The organism is Pantoea sp. C1E2 (genome assembly GCF_056491465.1).
In genome coordinates this window covers 1,890,767-1,907,934 of the sequence record NZ_JBSZHT010000002.1, presented here as the reverse complement: position 1 = coordinate 1,907,934, position 17,168 = coordinate 1,890,767, and the positions used below count along the sequence as shown (strand labels likewise).

The 17,168-nt window shown below is 57.4% G+C and carries 17 protein-coding genes; 1 reads left to right on the top strand and 16 read right to left on the bottom strand.

The genetic code is table 11. The annotated features are described in order from the left end of the window. Positions 1-49 precede the first annotated feature (49 nt). Entirely contained in the window at positions 50-1,507 is a 1,458-nt protein-coding gene (locus tag ACXI0A_RS09300) for a phospholipase D-like domain-containing protein (RefSeq protein ID WP_476149238.1), read from the bottom strand. A 155-nt stretch (positions 1,508-1,662) separates the two neighbouring features. Between ACXI0A_RS09300 and ACXI0A_RS09295 the strand changes: the two genes are divergently transcribed. Continuing rightward, the gene (locus ACXI0A_RS09295) at positions 1,663-2,811 is read left to right on the top strand and encodes a glycoside hydrolase family protein (RefSeq protein ID WP_476151097.1); all 1,149 of its coding nucleotides are present in this window, start codon (positions 1,663-1,665) and stop codon (positions 2,809-2,811) included. Here the strand turns inward: ACXI0A_RS09295 and ACXI0A_RS09290 are convergent. The 15 genes from ACXI0A_RS09290 to ACXI0A_RS09220 all read right to left on the bottom strand — a co-directional run bounded on the left by ACXI0A_RS09290 (position 2,808) and on the right by ACXI0A_RS09220 (position 17,166). Further along, positions 2,808-2,981 (bottom strand): hypothetical protein, encoded by a 174-nt coding sequence (locus ACXI0A_RS09290; RefSeq protein WP_224929315.1) that lies wholly within the window; start codon positions 2,979-2,981, stop codon positions 2,808-2,810. The genes ACXI0A_RS09295 and ACXI0A_RS09290 overlap by 4 nt on opposite strands. A gap of 39 nt (positions 2,982-3,020) precedes the next feature. Next, positions 3,021-3,164, bottom strand: coding sequence for a hypothetical protein (locus ACXI0A_RS09285; RefSeq protein WP_166931877.1), 144 nt, complete (start codon positions 3,162-3,164; stop codon positions 3,021-3,023). A 132-nt stretch (positions 3,165-3,296) separates the two neighbouring features. Further along, the gene (locus ACXI0A_RS09280) at positions 3,297-5,495 is read right to left on the bottom strand and encodes a TonB-dependent siderophore receptor (protein WP_476149240.1); all 2,199 of its coding nucleotides are present in this window, start codon (positions 5,493-5,495) and stop codon (positions 3,297-3,299) included. Positions 5,496-5,805: 310 nt separating this feature from the next. Further along, complete coding sequence (locus ACXI0A_RS09275; RefSeq protein ID WP_476151099.1) at positions 5,806-7,038, bottom strand: beta-ketoacyl-ACP synthase; 1,233 nt, start codon at positions 7,036-7,038, stop codon at positions 5,806-5,808. Next, entirely contained in the window at positions 7,038-7,769 is a 732-nt protein-coding gene (locus ACXI0A_RS09270; protein WP_476149242.1) for a 3-ketoacyl-ACP reductase FabG2, read from the bottom strand. Before ACXI0A_RS09270 ends, ACXI0A_RS09275 begins: the two co-directional genes overlap by 1 nt. Beyond that, entirely contained in the window at positions 7,766-8,239 is a 474-nt protein-coding gene (locus ACXI0A_RS09265; RefSeq protein ID WP_476149244.1) for an ApeP family dehydratase, read from the bottom strand. Before ACXI0A_RS09265 ends, ACXI0A_RS09270 begins: the two co-directional genes overlap by 4 nt. Continuing rightward, the gene (locus tag ACXI0A_RS09260) at positions 8,232-9,389 is read right to left on the bottom strand and encodes a beta-ketoacyl-ACP synthase (protein ID WP_476149246.1); all 1,158 of its coding nucleotides are present in this window, start codon (positions 9,387-9,389) and stop codon (positions 8,232-8,234) included. The genes ACXI0A_RS09265 and ACXI0A_RS09260 overlap by 8 nt, the downstream gene beginning before the upstream one ends. After that, positions 9,386-9,961: a DUF3261 domain-containing protein gene (locus ACXI0A_RS09255; RefSeq protein WP_476149247.1), complete on the bottom strand. Its 576-nt coding sequence runs from the start codon at positions 9,959-9,961 to the stop codon at positions 9,386-9,388. The genes ACXI0A_RS09260 and ACXI0A_RS09255 overlap by 4 nt, the downstream gene beginning before the upstream one ends. Then, the gene (locus tag ACXI0A_RS09250; RefSeq protein ID WP_476149248.1) at positions 9,958-12,279 is read right to left on the bottom strand and encodes an MMPL family transporter; all 2,322 of its coding nucleotides are present in this window, start codon (positions 12,277-12,279) and stop codon (positions 9,958-9,960) included. Before ACXI0A_RS09250 ends, ACXI0A_RS09255 begins: the two co-directional genes overlap by 4 nt. After that, positions 12,245-12,856: a LolA-related protein gene (locus ACXI0A_RS09245; RefSeq protein ID WP_476151100.1), complete on the bottom strand. Its 612-nt coding sequence runs from the start codon at positions 12,854-12,856 to the stop codon at positions 12,245-12,247. Before ACXI0A_RS09245 ends, ACXI0A_RS09250 begins: the two co-directional genes overlap by 35 nt. Beyond that, the gene (locus ACXI0A_RS09240) at positions 12,853-13,269 is read right to left on the bottom strand and encodes an acyl-CoA thioesterase (RefSeq protein WP_224929330.1); all 417 of its coding nucleotides are present in this window, start codon (positions 13,267-13,269) and stop codon (positions 12,853-12,855) included. Before ACXI0A_RS09240 ends, ACXI0A_RS09245 begins: the two co-directional genes overlap by 4 nt. Continuing rightward, positions 13,262-14,956 carry a glycosyltransferase gene (locus ACXI0A_RS09235; RefSeq protein ID WP_476149250.1) on the bottom strand — a complete coding sequence of 565 codons (1,695 nt, stop codon included), beginning with the start codon at positions 14,954-14,956 and terminating at the stop codon, positions 13,262-13,264. The genes ACXI0A_RS09240 and ACXI0A_RS09235 overlap by 8 nt, the downstream gene beginning before the upstream one ends. Further along, complete coding sequence (locus tag ACXI0A_RS09230; RefSeq protein ID WP_476149252.1) at positions 14,950-15,297, bottom strand: ApeI family dehydratase; 348 nt, start codon at positions 15,295-15,297, stop codon at positions 14,950-14,952. Before ACXI0A_RS09230 ends, ACXI0A_RS09235 begins: the two co-directional genes overlap by 7 nt. Beyond that, a complete protein-coding gene (locus ACXI0A_RS09225) occupies positions 15,284-16,609 on the bottom strand; it encodes an AMP-binding protein (protein WP_476149253.1) in 1,326 nt (441 codons plus the stop codon). The genes ACXI0A_RS09230 and ACXI0A_RS09225 overlap by 14 nt, the downstream gene beginning before the upstream one ends. Next, positions 16,606-17,166, bottom strand: coding sequence for a COG4648 family protein (locus ACXI0A_RS09220; RefSeq protein ID WP_476149255.1), 561 nt, complete (start codon positions 17,164-17,166; stop codon positions 16,606-16,608). The genes ACXI0A_RS09225 and ACXI0A_RS09220 overlap by 4 nt, the downstream gene beginning before the upstream one ends. Positions 17,167-17,168: the final 2 nt, after the last annotated feature.

Here is a 17,168-nt window from a genome sequence, read left to right as displayed (position 1 = left end):
TCGCGGCGTGAGTTTGTGCGTCGCGACAGTGAATCAGGATAAATTGCGGCTACAGTAACCACTCCACCGGTAAGCGCCACACCAATCGCACCAGCAGTCTTTGTATCCAGGTACACTGCGGCTCATGCTTGTGTACCACTTCACCTGACTCCCCGGCATATTCGACCCAGTTTACACGCCCCCAATTGTCCAGTCGCAGTGTCCAGGCGTGATCGCGCATCCCGGCAATAAAACGCTGATGAGTTTGCTGCGCCAGGGTTTCACTCTCAATCACCAGTCCCATTTCGGTGTTAAGCACCGCAGAGCGTGGATCAAAATTGAAGGAGCCGATAAACACTTTCCGGTTGTCCACGGTAAAGGTTTTGGCATGTAAACTTGAACCTGAATTACCGGTTAAGCCTCGGTCGTGTGGCGCATCTTTAGCATTGTCCTGTGGTTTCATCTCATACAGCGCAATACCATGACGCAGCAGCTTTTTGCGCCAGCGTGCGTAGCCTGCGTGCACCACTGATACATCGTTGGCCGCCAGTGAATTGGTGAGTATCGCGATTTTTACCCCCCGCCGCTTGAGCGCCACCAGCTGGGCCACCCCGGCGCGCGTGGGCACGAAATACGCCGAGATGATATCGAACTGCTGTTGGGGCGTGCCGATCACCTCCAGCATACGCTGCGGCAGCAGGCTGGAACGTTTTGCTTTACCCAATCCCTTACGCGGATCGTCACTCAACAGACGCGATTCGGCCCACGTCATCTGCATCGATCCCTGCTCCATTTGACTGACAAAGGATGAGTGTTCCAGCCGTGCCAGATAGCGCTGAACGGCTTCACTCTGCTGCCACTCAGCCGGTAAACGCACCGCCTGATGGGCATCGCCTGAGCGATCCACCACCGCGCGTAGAGGCGATACTGCCTTGCTGTGCCAGTAGCGCTCAAAATCGTGCGCCACTTGTTGCACCACGGGTCCAATGGCTAGCACATCCAAATCGGTGAACAGCGGCTCATCACCCGTTCCGAAATATTCGTCGCCGATATTGCGCCCGCCAACCAGCGTCACCGCCTCATCCACCGTCAGGCTCTTGTTGTGCATACGTCGATTAAGGCGAGCGAAATCAGTCAGGTATCCGAGTGCGCGCAGGGTGCGAAAGGAAAAAGGATTGAATAAACGCACCGCAATATTGGGATGGCGATCGAGTTCGGCCAGCGTGTCATCCAGGCCCGGCGTATTGTTGTCATCCAGCAGCAAGCGAACTTTGACGCCCCGTTCGGCGGCATCCAGCAGTGCGCTGAACAACAAACGGCCAGACATGTCGTTGTGCCAGATGTAGTACTGCACATCAATGGTGTGTTGCGCCATGCCCATCAGCAGATAGCGCGCGGCAAAGGCGTCCAAACCATCGTTGAGGGGATGGATACCACTCATCTCGGGATGCTGCGCACAACGTGCATCAACAATCTCTCGTAACCCTTCGCCCGTTGGCGGCTGCTGAACGGATGCTGCTTCACTCATACCGAATCCCTGAATTCACTGGATCTATTATTGTTGGTCTTACCGCATCGAATGGCAATCAGAGACATCTGCTACCGCTCGCTAACGCGTCTTTAGTTTACAGTCTAGACTTAGGCGTGCGTTCTGCACCCGACGTTTACCGTGAGGAGAGGATGATGACTCAGCAATCCCCGCGCCATCACCCGCAGCTTTTCCGCAGTTTCTTCCAGGGTAGCTTCCCCTGCTCTACCGCCTGTCGCAGCGGCGGTCGTCGTATGGATATGGTGATCAGTAGCGGTCACGACATGTTACTGGAGAAAGATTACGCCGCACTGGCGCGGGAAGGGTTACACACTGCCCGGGACGGCGCACGCTGGCATCTTATCGAAGCCAGGCCAGACGAATATGACTGGCGCAGCTTTTTACCGATGATTCATGCCGCCGCGCGCCACGATATGCAGATCATCTGGGAATTAGCGCATTTTGGCTATCCGGAACATCTCGATATCTGGCGCAGCGCCTTTGTCGATCATTTTGAGCGTTTCGCACGTGCCATGGCGCAACTGATGCGTGATGAAGGCGTCGAACACCCTTTTTTCACTCCGATAAACCAAATCTCGTTCTGGTCATGGGCGGGAGCGGATGTTTCCTGGCTCGATCCCTATGCCAGCGAGCGCGGTCGCGAGCTAAAACGTCAGTTAGTGCGCGCTTCCCTGGCGGCGATGCATGCGATTCGTGAGGTGTATCCTGATGCGCGCTTTGTGCTCACCGATCCGCTGGTGCAAATCGCCACCGATCCTGACAATCCCGACAGCAAGCCCTATGCTGATGCGCAGCATCAGGCACAGTTTGAAGCCTGGGACTGGATTGCCGGGCGTGATGCGCCAGAACTGGGCGGACGTGAAGATTTCCTCGATATCCTCGGCTTAAATTACTATCCCGATAACCACTGGTTCTTTTCCGGCGACACCATCCCTGCTGAACACGCGACTTATCAACCGCTGCATCGCCTGATGCTGCAATGCTGGCAGCGCTATCAACGTCCATTACTGCTGGCAGAGACCGGTGCGGAGGGTGACGCTCGCGCATCCTGGTTACGGCATGTCACGGAAGAAGCCATATTGGCATTAGACGAAGGGGTGGCGCTGGAAGGGATTTCGCTCTATCCGGTGGTGGAATATCCGGCCTGGGCAGACGATCGGCGTTCACCCGGCGCGCTTTTTGGCCTGGGCGATCCCAATGGCAATCGTACGCTGCATGAAGCGCTGGCGTTAGAGCTGCGCAGTCAGCAAATTAAATGGCATAACCGGGAAAAGCAGAGTTAAGAGTGTTGTGTCGGATGAACTTTTGGCGGACAGGTTTGAACATCAAGCGCGGGATCGACGGGATGGCGCACATCGGTCAGCCATGTCATGGTGAACAGGAACACCACGCCGATTAAACAGGCGGAGAGCAGGCCAATTATGGCGATCAGTTTGTCATCTCGGGCTTCCATCGACATCTCCTTGCAGGCTTCCATGAACTGTTGCTGACCTTAGCTCATCCATAACGTCACCATCAGGACGAAGATTATAAGGGTAACAGAGGTCACTGCAAGTACCACAATAGCGAAGTGCGCATCATCCAGAGATTGTCGTAAAGGCTCATCGTGATCGTCAGGTGGCGCGGGTGAACTCATGTTGACTCAATAACAAAGGACTTTTATGCGCGGGATTGCCGCACTGAGTGTAATGGAATGCGTGGCAAGGTACAGAATTATTTCAGTATAAAATGACAACAGGGACGCGATGGCGTCCCTGTTAAGCGCGGATTAGAAATCGTAGCTCATGGAGACTTTCAAGGTGCGAGGATCGCCCTGCGCCAGATAGGTGCCGGTGCCATCAACGTTGGCCCAGTACTTCTCATTGGTCACGTTATCCACACCCACGCGCCAGACCAGATCGTTCTGGCTGACCTTCATGCGGTAACGCACACCCAAGTCCAGCGTGGTGTAGCTATCCAGCTTCAAGGTATTCGCGGAGTTAGCGTACTGCGAGCCCGTATGATTCAACATCGCGGTGGCGGTCAGACCATCAATCGGTTTGATGTCATACTCTGCACCCAGCACATAATTGTAACGAGGCACACCAATCGCCTGTTTGTCATCATAGGTGCCGCCGGAGGTTTTGGTCATCACTGGATCGATCCAGGTTGCACTGGCATTCAGACGCAGACCCAGAACCGGCTCACCAAAGACATTGGCTTCCAGCCCACGGTGACGCTGCTCGCCATCCATCACATAAGCACCATCGCTGTTTAACAGGCCTGATGGTTTCTTAATTTCAAACAGACCTAACGATCCACCCACGCGGCCAAAGTCGGTTTTGACACCGATTTCGTTTTGCTTAGAGTGGGCAACACCGGTCACGCTGCCGTAGTTGGTCGCGGTGTTAGGTGCCACGCTGCCTGGCTGCAAGGCTTCAGTATGGTTCGCGTAGAAGGAAACTTCTTTCCATGGTTTATAAACCACGCCATACGTTGGCATCCAGCGATCGTTGGTATAGCGAGACGCAACATCTTCCGCGCCAGTGCCGTAAGCATAATTACGCACTACCACTTTCTGATGGCGCGCACCCACGGTGAACAGCAGCGTATCGTCAAACACGCCTAACGTGTCACTCAGCAGATAACCTTGCGTACGTGTGCGAGCTGTCGTCAGCGGATCTGAGAATTTACCACCGGCGAAGGTTGCTGCCGGCTCTGCGACATCGCCGCTGTTGTAAATGTTGAACGGCGTGCCGACCAGCGACATGTTGTAGGCGTTTTTGGCATTAGTGGTTAATGCTGAATAGCCCACATTGACTTTATGACTGACGAAACCGGTGTGGAAATCACCGCGCAGACCCACCATACCGCTCATGTTGTCCTGAATGCGGTTGGAGTAGAAGCTGCTGATAGTGCCATCACCATTGGTGTCGGTAACCGTTGGCGAACCATAGTTACCGGTTTCATGGGCGTGCTGTGCACCCAGTCCGGCATAGGCCGTCCAGCTATCGGTGATATCGTATTCCGCTTTCGCCATTCCGAATTCGGATTCCATATCGCTATACACCCATTTCTGGCTGTAGTTATGCGAATTGGAGGGAACTTCTGGAATGAAGTCGCCGAATTTCACGCCCTGCAGCGCATCATGATAGGTCTTTTTCTGATAGCCCACGTCCAGTGAGGTGCGCAGACGATCGCCACGATAATCCAGGCCCAATGATGCTGCCGTGGTGCGTTTCTTTTCGCCATCGACGCCAGTCTCACCTTCGCGATGGACTGCATTGAAACGTACGCCAAACTGGTTGTTATCACCGAAACGACGACCTACATCCAGCGTTCCGCCGACCTGAGAAGAAGAGGTGTAATCCACGCCAACGCGGGTGATCGGCGTATCTTCCGCGTGCTTCGGCTCAAGGTTGATCATGCCACCAACGCCAGATGACGCCGCGCCGTTGACCAGGCTGTTAGCGCCTTTGAAAATTTCGACACGATCAATCAGGGAAGCGTCCATCACCTGACGCGGCACCACGCCTGCCAGGCCACCGTATGTCATATCATCGCCATCCAGCTCGAAGCCACGGATGCGATAAGCCTCGGCAAAGTTACCGTAGCCTTTAACATTCTGAACGCCTGCGTCATTACGCACAACGTCAGCGATGGTTTTTGCCTGCTGGTCCTGAATCATCTTCGAGGTGAAGCCGATGACGTTAAACGGCACGTCCATGGCATTCTGCTCACCCAGCATGCCGAGGCGGCCGCCGTGGGCGATTTGCCCGTCAAGGAACGCAGGGACTAAATCGTTGCCGCCGGATTTAAAATCAGCTTGTGGCGTCGCGGTCACGGTCAGCGTCTGCTGCTCGTTTTTGGCCGCGGTTGAAGACGTTGTGGTGTTGGTGGTAGCAGCCATCACTGGCAAACAACCGGCACTGACCAGAACAGCAAGCAGCGTCGGTTTCAGTCCGGGATTGAAAGGCGAAGTACGCATGGATATCCCCTGATACGAAATATATTGATAATCATTTTTATTACGGTTTGCGATTATGCGGAGTGCTAATCCGAAAGCAAGCAAAATCGCTGAACTTTCTCAACTAAGCGTGGTCTGGAGCGCTTATTTGTTAAGAAAGCGAAAACACCGGGCGCTAATTGTACTTACCACTGTAATTTCGCTGAGGAAGTGTGGGGATTTAAGGCCGGAGAAAATGAGAGTGCAGCGGCTTCGTTGATTGAAACCGCTGGTAGTCGGGGAATTTGGGCGTCGCGGCTTCACTTATTGAAACCATTGACTGTTGGGGGATTCAGGCGTCGCGCCAGCGTTTAAACACCAGCGAGGTGTTGATACCCCCGAAGGCAAAGTTGTTAGATTGAATATAATCGGTATCGATCGGGCGTGATTCGCCGATGATATAGTCCAGATCGCCGCACTCTGCTGCGGGCTGCGTCAGATTCAGTGTGGGCGCAAACCACCCTTCTCGCATCATCTCAATGCTCATCCAGGCTTCCAACGCGCCGCAGGCACCGAGCGTGTGGCCAAAGTAGCTTTTCAGCGATGAAATGGGCGTGTTATTGCCAAATATCGCTGCCGTGGCCTGACTCTCTGCGATATCGCCGCGATCGGTCGCCGTTCCATGGGCGTTGATATAACCAATCTGTTCCGGCGTGACGCCCGCCATTTTCAGTGCGCGTTCGATGCAAATCTGCATGGTTTCACGCTGCGGCTGGGTAATATGCGCCGCATCGCAGTTGGTGTGGAAACCCACCAGCTCGGCGTAAATGGTCGCGCCGCGTGCCTGGGCATGCTCCAGCGATTCGAGGATTAATGTTCCCGCGCCTTCGCCAATAACCAACCCATCGCGCTGTTGGTCAAACGGTGAAGGTGATGAATGCGGTGCATCGTTGCGTTGGCTGGTGGCAAACAGCGTATCAAACACTGCCGCTTCAGAAGGACACAACTCCTCCGCACCGCCTGCCACCATCACAGTTTGATAACCATGGCGGATCGCTTCCCACGCATAGCCAATTGCCTGACTGCCCGAAGTACAGGCGCTGGAGGTGGGGATCACCCGGCCACGCAGGCCAAAGAACAGCCCGGCGTTCACCGCTGTGGTGTGCGGCATCATCTGCACATAGGTGGTGCCGGTGATGTTATTGGTGTGCTTTTCCGTCAGCATGGTGGCGAATTCGCTGACCGGGCCAGTACTGCCGGTGGATGAACCATAGGCAATGCCGGTTTCACCGCTGGTCAACACCGGATGATCGATCAAGCCCGCCTGTTCCAGCGCCAGCTCGGTGGCGCGCGTCGCCATTAACGACACACGACCCATCGAACGAATGCGTTTGCGCGTATAGTGCGCGGGCAGTTCGAAGTTATCGACCGGGGCACCGAGCAAGGTATGCAAGCCGTCGTAAATCTGCCATTCCGGCATTTTACGCACCGCATTTTGCCCCTGTTTGATGCGCGCAGCCACCGCTGGCCAGTTTTCGCCAAAGGCGGTGACGCCTCCCATTCCGGTTACCACGACCCGCTGCATCACAGCATACCTCCATTGATTGAAATCACCTGACGTGTCACGTAGCCCGCAATATCCGACATCAGATAGCTGGCGAGTCCGGCGACTTCCTCAGCCGCTCCCATGCGCTTCATAGGAATGATCTTCAACGCTTCGTCGATCACCATCGGCTCCAGATCCGTCATACCTGTATCGATTAAGCCCGGTGCTATGCAGTTCACCGTGATTTTGCGTTTCGCTAACTCGATGGCCAGCGCTTTGGTGGCACCGATAATCCCGGCTTTTGCCGCGCTGTAGTTGACCTGGCCACGGTTGCCCATGATACCGGACACCGAGGATAAGGTGATGATACGGCCGCCTTTGCGCAGACCAATCATCGGCATCACACAGGGATGAATCACATTGTAGAAGCTGTCGAGGTTAGTGTGGATCACGCTGTCCCACTCGTCCTCGGTCAGGGCCGGAAATGCACCGTCACGGGTAATACCGGCATTGTTCACCACGCCGTAATAGGCGCCGTGCTCCGCGATGTCATTTTCAATCGCATTGCGCGTGACCTCACGTTCGGCCACGTCAAACTGCAGGATGCGCCCCATGCCACCCGCGCCACTGATGTCCGCCAGCGTCTGTTGTGCGCCCGCCGCATCACGGTGGTAATGCACCACCACGTTGAAACCGTCCTGCGCCAGACGAAGCGCGATGGCGCGGCCAATCCCTTTACTGGCGCCGGTCACTAATACGCTGCGTGTCATGGCTGCATCCCTTGTTGTAATTGATTAAGTTCCTGTTCATCCGGCTGATAGGTATTCAGCCGACCGCTGGCAAGGACCCTGTCCTGGCTGCGGATCTCGCCTTCGAAGCTGCCGAGCTTGTCGTCACGCATTAACAGATGCATCTCCACCCGCAGCGTGATGTCTGCGGCAAAGGTGGCGGCTGTGGCACGATAGCCGCGCCCGCCTAATAACATACCGGGCCGGATATCCCGATCGCCGCGCTGGCGGGCATGAAACCCAGACCAAACGCCGACGGTCTGCGCCATGATCTCGACGCCAAACCACGCGGGCAGTTCGCCCTGTGCATTGAGAAACGGAGCGAGTGCGCCATGGTGGTTGATCGTCACTTCACACACTACGCGCTCGTCGCTGACCTGAATCACGCGATCCAGCAGCAGCATCGGTGCACGGTGTGGCAGATAATCGCCCACCGGCAGAAAATCAGTCATGAGGCTTTCCTACAATCAGGCAGGTGTTATTCCCGCCAAAAGCAAAAGAGTTTGAAGCAATGATCGGACGCGCCAGCGGCTGTGGCGAGGTCAGCAGCCCACAGGCGGGCAGCGTGCTATCCAATGTGGTAGCGCTAAAATCCTGCGCCGGTAACGCCAGATTTTGTTGCACGATAAGCGCTGCCAGCGCCGCCTCGGTCGCACCTGCCGCGCCGAGCGTGTGGCCGGTCAGATGTTTGGTTGAGCTGCACGGCACGCTATCGCCAAACAGGCGATGAATCACGCCTGATTCGACCTGATCGTTGAGCGGCGTCGCGGTGCCGTGCAGATTAATGTAGCCAATATCCTGCGGCTCTAATTCGGCCTGCTTTAGCGCCATCTTCATCGCCTGCTCAGCGCCAATGCCTTCAGGATGCGGAGCCGACATATGCCAGGCATCCGAAGATTCACCCGCGCCAAGCAACGCCAGCGGCTGTGGTTCACGCGTCAGCAACAGCAGCGCCCCTGCCTCGCCAATCGAGATACCGTCACGCTCTGCGCTGAACGGCGCACACTGGCGCTCGGATAACGAATCCAGGCTGGCAAAGCCGTTAATTGGCATGCGGCTCAGCGAATCCGCGCCACCCACCAGCGCCACATCCACCAGACCAGCCTCAATCAGGCGCTGTCCGCTGATCAACGCGCGAGCGCTGGAGGAACAGGCGGTGGAAATGGTGTACGCAGGGCCATCCAGCTCAAGGTAGTGCGCCAGAAAACGCGACGGGTCGCCCAACTCCTGCATGCAGTAATCGTAACCCGGCAAGCCACCGTCGACCTGACGATCGCCCTCGTCCACGCCCGAGGTGCTGGTGCCCAGCACAACCGCGACACGTTCACGGCCAAAGCGGGCAATCGCGTCATCGACAGCCGGGCGGATCTGCGCCAGTGCCGCCAACAGCAGCTGATTATTGCGAGTGTCATGCGCGGCAAGGGCGGCGGGCACTGGCGGCAGTTCGCCCGGCACCTCGCCCAGCCAGCAGGTTTTACTTTGCTGCAACCAGCCTTCGCGCGGCTGCATACCAGGAGCCTGGCCTGACGTCAGCTGCGCGGCAATCTGCTCTAGCGAGTTGCCGAGCGCATTCACCATGCCAAACGCCGAAATGTAGATCATGAAGATGCGTCCAGATGCTGGATTTGAATTTGATAACCGAAGGCGCGCTGGTCAATGCTGATCGGTTCACGCACGGTTCCCCGTTGCAGATAGCGAATCAGCGTCACCACTTTACCGGCTGGATCGCGCAACTCACGACGATCGCCCTCGTCGACCAGCTGCCAGCCCGGCGGCAACTGCGGCTGCCATGCACTGAGCGGCCAGTGGCTCAGCATCACATCCGCCAGCACCTGGCTGGCTGGCGGCATTTCAGGCAGCGCCATCATCTGCTGAGTATGAATACCGTTTTTATCATAGGTCACGCGGAACAAGCGAATGCCCAGCGAGGACAAACCCGCCAGGCTAACTTGCTGTGAATCGGCGCTCAGCAGCACCAGCAGTGACTGGGTTTTGCCTTTGGCGTGGCCGGTCAGCAGTTGCTGCTGCTGAAACGCGGGTGAGATGCCCGGCGCAGGCAAAGTCACGCGCACGCCCGGTTTCAGCCACGCGGTGGGTCGTTCGGATGGGCTGTCATGCTTTGCACAACCGCTCAATAGCAGGCTCAGCATTAATAACAAAGCACCTGTTTTCATCGTTGCTTCCTTTTTCCAGGGGCCAGTGCCAGTGGAGCCAGCAAGAATGCACAAAAGATTCCGCTGCATAATACTGTGCCAAAACCACTGATTGCCGCCGTGCTGCTGAACACCAGCATGCCCAGCGTCAGGAGTGTGGTCATCATCGCCAGCGTAACCGCCAGCATTGAGGTGAGCGGCGTACCGCGTGGATTACTGAAGAACAGCGTGTAATTGATGCCGATACCCAGTACCAGAATCAGTGCCAGTAAGGCGAATAAGTTCAGGCTCGCGCCGATCCAGCCTAACGTCGCCAGCGCCGCTGCCAGCGACAACCAGGATGGCAAGGCGCTTCGTAAACCTGCCTGCAAACCAAGTCGTACGATGTAACTCACGGTGATCAGCAGCAGCGCCAGCCCCAACAGGCCACTCAGCAGCGTGCGCCAGAAACGGAACAGTTCATCGTAGCTGGCTTTGCGATCGACCCAGCTCACGCCCGCCTGCTGCGTTGCTAAGTCCAGTAACGCCGCACTGTTTTTCACGCCATTGACCGGCACCAGCACGCTGCTACGTCCATCCGGCAGCGACAGCCACAGCAAACGCCAGCCCTCGCTGAGCGGACTCGCCAGCCAGTCATCGGCATTAACTGGCATCGCCGCCAGATCGGCATTGGCTAAAGTGATGCCCGCCTGCTTTAACCGCGTCAGGATGTTTGGCGCGGCCTGCTGCAGCAGTTGAAGATCCTGCTGTTGCTGGTCCAGCGAATTAAGGGGCAAGATACGATAACCCGCCATCCAGCCTTGCTGCTGCGCCAGTTGCAACTTTGGCGTCAGGGCGCTGAGACGCTGTAATGCCTGCTGTTCATTATCGCCCCACACCACAAACCAGGTTTGATCGGCTTGCTGTCCCGTCAACTGTGCCAGTTGGCGATCCTGTGCCAGCAATTTAGCCGGAGCGCTCTGCAGATGGGCAATATCGTCATCGACGTGCAGCTGAATCATGCCGCTCAATGCATAAACGGCCACCAGCAGCGGCAATCCAACTTTCAACAGTTTGTTGCGACGCCATGCCGCTAACCAGCGCGCCAGCCACACCATGCCGGGAATCGGTCGCACTGGCAGGCCGCGCACCAGCCATGGATAAAAACAGATCACCGTCAGGCAAGACGCACTTAACCCGCTGGCGGCGAACACCGCCAGTTGGCGCAAACCGGGGAATGGCGCCAGCAACATCAGCAGCCAGGCAATCGCCGTGGTGCCCAGTGCCAGTAATAAGGTGGCGCGCACCTTATGCAGGCTTTGCCACGGCGTGGATTGCTCGCCGTGCACCATGCGTTCGGTCAGGTAATACAGGGTGTAATCGGCCGAGATGCCGACAATGCTGAGGCTCATCACCAGGGTCGTGAGATGCAGCTCACCAAAACAGATTAAGGTCAGCACCGTGCCGGCCATCGCGCCTATCGCCACCGAAAGCGCACACAGCGCCAGCGGCCGCAACGAGCGGAACACCAGCCACACCAGCAGCAACAAGCCTGCCAGCGTCACGCTGCCGAGCGTTTCAACATCATGCTGTGCGCGCTGGCTGGCATCATCGCTGAACAGCACCGTGCCGCGCGTTAACAGCTGCGCATCCGGCCAACGCGTTTTTAACTGCTGTTCAAGCTGGTTGAGGGCGGTCACCAACTGATGGCTCTGCTGAATACTGAAGGCATTGCTGGCCAGTTCACCGTGCAGGAAGTACCAGCGACGCTGTTGGGCATCATTCACGGTTAGCCAGCCGTTATGCAGCACCATTTTGCTGGCGTTCTGCTGCAATGCCAGCTGCGCGCCACGCACCAGCATTAACGGATCGTTTTGGATCTCTTTACTGCCGACACCAGCAAACGCTGAGAACAGCTGCGCCAGAATCCAGTCGGCTTGTGCTGTGCCACCGTTTTGCAAACGCGCTCGCGTCAACGGATCGATCAGGCCATTGCGATGCTGGAAAGCGTAGGTGCCCCAACGCTGCATCTGATCCTCATCCAACGCACCGCTGACCTGTTTCAGCATCGGCAGCGCCTGCAGATGCGCTTGCCACCACTCTGCCACTTCATCGCCATGTGCATCATCGGCGCTCACCAGCCACACCAGTTGGCGATCCAGCCGCTGCATAAAGCCTTGCTGAATCTCTGCCGGCGCCTGCCCGAGATTTTGTTGCGGCAGTAAAGCCAGCACGCTGCTATTTAGCTGGCTGCGCGGCAACAGAATGGCAAGGGCCACTGCCAGCAACAGACATACCGTCAGCCACATCAGCGCAGCGGTTTTCTCACTGCGCTGGGGCAAAACGCGCTCGCTCTTCATCAGTCAGTTGTTTTGGCTCGGTGCGGGTATCACTCAGGGTGATGGCGGTTTTATCGCCCTGCTTATCATCCAGCGTAATGCGGTTGAGGAAGGCCGCGCCCTGCAGATCAATGCGGTTAAAGATTTTATTCAGCGGCGCCGCTTTCGGTGTCAGGCTCAACTGCCATTGATCATTGCCTTGATCGCGGAAATCGAGTTCGAAATTCTCGCGCAGCACCTTTTCGTCGGCCTGGAACAAGGCGCGCAGCAGATGATTGAACTGAAACATCTGCGGATTGCTGTCGGCGGTGATCACCTGCGGCGGCTGACCACTCATGCTCTGCACCATACGCTTATCATCGAGAATCAAGGTCATGACAAACGGCGTGGCCTGATGCCACCACAAACCTTGCTGTTGGGCGATCAACAACTGGCCGCGCGACACCAGCGGCTGCGACATACCAGAAATGGTGCGCACCTGCTCGAAATTGGCACGGATCACTGGCTGGCTGGCAAAACGCTGCTGCAACTGCTCCAGCGTCACGGCATGCGCGCTGGCACAGATGAGTGTTAACAGTAAGCAAATTAGTCTGATCACGGTTTAACTCCCAGGCGCTCAAACAAAATGTCCGGCGAAACGAAATTCATCTCCTGACTCACCGCATCCACCGCCACCTGCAAGGTATGCGCTTTGGTGGTGATCTGGCCCGCGGCATTGCGGATCACATAATCGATACGCAGGCGGTTCTCGTATTCTGTAATACTGGCTTCGACGCGGATCACCTCTTCGCAGCGCAGCGGCTGGCGGTATTTAACGCGCGTATCCACCACTGGCCAGACAAAACCGCTGGCGGTCATCTCACCGTAGCTGTAGTTGATGCTGCGCAACAGCGCTTCACGCGCCACTTCAAAAAAACGGAAATAGTTGCCGTGCCATACCACGCCCATCGGGTCGCAGTCGTGGAACGACACGGTTAATTCAACCTCAGCGCGCCAGATACGTTCACTCATCGCGGCTCTTCTCCTCTGGTAATGTCCAGAAATCGTAAAAATTAAACCAGTCCAGCGGCGCCATCAGCGCATGCTGTTGCAGTCGTTCGGCGTAGCGATCCACCGTGGCCTGCAGCGCCGCCTGTCGTTGGGCGCGCGGTAGCAGGATCGGATCGGCGAAGGGTTCACAGTGCACGCGCAGTCGGCCCTGTTCACGCAGGGCAAACATCAACAGCACCGGACATCGCAACGCAGCGGCCAGCACAAAAGGCCCCTGCGGAAACGGCGCCGGACGGCCCATAAATTCACTCCACACCACGCGGCGTTCGCCCCCGCGCTGGCGATGCACGGCGGTGCGATCGCCAACAATCGCCACCCATTCACCGGCATCCAGTTTTTGCTGCAGCAGGATGGCGGTATCCGGGCCGATATCAGTGACCGGCATCAGATTCACCCCGGCCTGCGGTGCAATGCTCTCCAACACCTCGCGAAAGCGCTGGGCGTTGTCGGTAAACACCAGCGCGTTAATCACCAGCCCGCTGACCTGCTTTGCCATGGCGCGGCAGGCCTCGATATCACCTAAATGCGACGCGAGGATCAAATGTCCTTTGCCATCTGCTGCACGGATAACCGCTTCGGCACCCGGCGCAAAATCAATATCGCGCCCCCACTGCACATCTCCGCGCCAGCTGGCCACTTTGTCCAGCATGCTGTAACCAAAGCGCAGAAAGTGGCGATAGCTATTGATCGGCGTTGGCAGCGCAATCTGCTGTTTGCTGGCTTCGGCCTGTACCCGCGTCAGCCACTGCTGAGAAGCGGCACGCGCTTGACGTCCGCTCAGCCAGTAAACCGCCACCACCGGCCACAGCAACAGCACAAACGGCAGCCGCCCCGCGCGACGATACAGCCACAGCATAAATCGCAATCCGCTCTGGCCACGGCGTTCTGGCGTGGCGGACCAGTGCTGTGCTGTTTTACGACGGCTCAGTAGCTGTGGAATGCGCGGCAACATGCCAAAGAACAGGCGCGTGTGCATCCATGAGATACGCAGGTTGTCGTACAGCGCATCAAAATGCGACAGGCCACTTTCCGGATAGGTGACGCGCGTACTGATAAAGCGGCTCGGCGTGCCCTGCCAGTACAAACGCACCATGATTTCGGTGTCGAAATCCATGCGCTGGCCAATCGGGCGACGGTCACACAGTCGCAGTGACGGTTGCAGCGGATAGACGCGGAATCCGCACATGCTGTCTTTCAGCGAGAATGACAGCGTTTCGATCCACACCCAAAAATGAGTGATGTAACGGCCGTATAAGCGGGATTTAGGAATGGAATCATCGTAAACAGGCTGGCCGGAGATCAGGCAATCGGGATGGTTTTCCGCTTCCGCCAGCATGCGCGGCGTGTCTTCCACCTGATGCTGACCATCTGCGTCGAGTTGCAGCGCGTGGCTATACCCTGCCGCGGCGGCTCTGCGCATCCCAGCGATCACCGCCGCGCCTTTGCCTTGATTCACCGGTAAAGTGAGGATATCCAGCTGCGGGGCATCGAGCGCGGCAATTTGCTGCTGAGTCTGCGCATCGCTGCCGTCATCGACAATAATCACCGGCAAATTAAAGGGAGCCAGGCGCGCCAGTACCGAGGCCAGCATGGCACCGTGGTTGTAGCAGGGAATCAGAACACAGGGTTTGAAAGACGCACTCAGCACAGGCGAATCTTCCCGCTGCTGGCAATCTCAGCGCTGTCCGCGCGAATCAGGCTGTAGCTGAAGCTCAGCAATGATTTTTCTTCCTGCCAGTTCAGCTGTAGCTCCAGCTCCGCATCTGGCGGCACTGGCTGCTGAAATTTGATGTTCTCGATAGAACAAAAGTGTTTACCGATGGCCAGACGCGACAGGCCATAATGCAGCGCCCAATCGAGCTGCGCGACGCCGGGTAAAATCGGTAACGTCGGGAAGTGGCCGCGGAACCAAAACAGATCGGCGGCAGCATGCAGGCGCAACGTCAGCGTCGCGCCCTGCTGCTGGGCGTTGAGTTCAACCGGCAACATCAAACAGTTCCTCAATTTGGGGCCAGGCGCGCTTGCTTTGCGCCGTAACCGGAATCGCGTTGACCACTCGCCAGTATCGCGGCATGGCGACCGGCTCCAGCCAGGGTTGCAGCGCAAGTTTCCATTGTTTCTTACGTTGGGTCAGCGTTGCGGCATCCAGCGTGTCCGGCAAGGCCAGCACCACGCCAATCGCCTGACGGCCGTGGCGCTGAATCGCCAGAGCGGCCGCATCTTCTACGCCGGGCAAGGCTAGCAGACGCCGTTCAATCTCGCTCAGTGAGACGCGCTTATCTTCAATCTTCACCACCCGATCCTGACGTCCCGCCAGCTGAAAGGCGCCGGAGGGCTGTTGCACAATACGATCGTCGAGTGGCCAACCTTCGGTGGTTTCCAGCAGAGCCGAAAACACCCGCCAGCCGGCTTCCTGCTGTACCAGCTTAACCTGTGGGAAACAGTGCCATGAGGCGTTTTCCGCCTGCGCACAGCGCCAGCCAATCACGCCGGTTTCGGTGCTGCCGTAGATCTCATCCACCGCACACTTAAAGGCACGCTGTGCGTGCTGCGCATCGGCCCAGGGCAATGCACCCCCTGCGGAAACAATCAGCGCACATGACGGTGCCTCCAGGGCAGGATCGAGGCGGCGTAAAAAGGCCGGGCTGCTGATAAAAGCGTAGCGACGATCGCGGCGCTGATCGGCCAGTTGTTCACAGTAAAAAATTTGCTGCGCGGCAAGCGGCAAACTCAGTGCCATCGGCAACACAATGCGAAACGTCAGGCCATACAGATGTTGATGGCTCACCGAGGCAATCACGTGGCATTGCTGCAGTCGATCGGCCCATAACTCCGCCAGCCACTGCGCTTCAAGATCGAGTGCACGCAGTGATTTCACCACGCGGCGGGGCGTGCCGGTGGAACCGGAGGTGAACAGCACCAGCGTGGCATCTCCGGCGATGGCAGGCAGTTCGCCCAGCGCCAGTGCGCCGTCCCAGCGCAACTGCGGCAGGGAAACCGCCAGTGGCATATCACTGATCACACCATCCAGCTGATCGGCCATCTCTTCCAGCTGCGCGGCGCGACAATGTCCGGGGATCACCGGTGTTTTACCGGCGTGCCATAGCGCCAGCAGCGCCGCCGTGAAGTGGTAACTGTTATCGAAGCACAACGCCCAGTGCTGGCCCGGCAGCCGTTGCAGTGTTTCAACTAACGCCAGCACCTGCTGACGCATCTCCGATAACCAATGCTGTTGCTGCCCTTGCCAGGCCACCACACGATCCGGCGCAGCCAGCCAGTCGCGGATACTCACCACCTTCATGCCTTGTTCCTCATACGCTGACGCAGCAACCATTCGCCGCCCATCAGCGCGCCCATCAGCAGATAGCTGATGCACCCATTCCAGAGTGTCCACAGCGAGAGATCATTGAGCAGACAAGTGACCAACGCCACGCTGCCATTAATAATGAAAAACCCACACCATACCTGTGTCACGCGGCGCGTATAACGCACGGCCCGCGCGGGCAAATCCGGTTCACGCAGCCGCGCTAAACGCTCGACCAGCGGCATGGGGCTCCACAAAGATGTGCCAAACAGCAGCAGCATCAGCCCATTCACGACTACCGGATACCACAGCAACAAATGCTGACTGCGCAACATCATGCTGGCGAGGCACAGTAACGTGCCCACCAGTGCCAGCAACAGCATTACCCGTCCCATCGCACCCTGCGCGTGTCGTAACTGCCAGATGCGCCAGCCAAACAGCAGGGCTAACAGAGCAATCACGCCGCGCCATTGCGGATGGGTGACGGCGAGCCACACCAGAAACGGCCAGGCCAGCAGGGCCAGACCATTTAACAGGCGCAGAAATGCTGGCATGC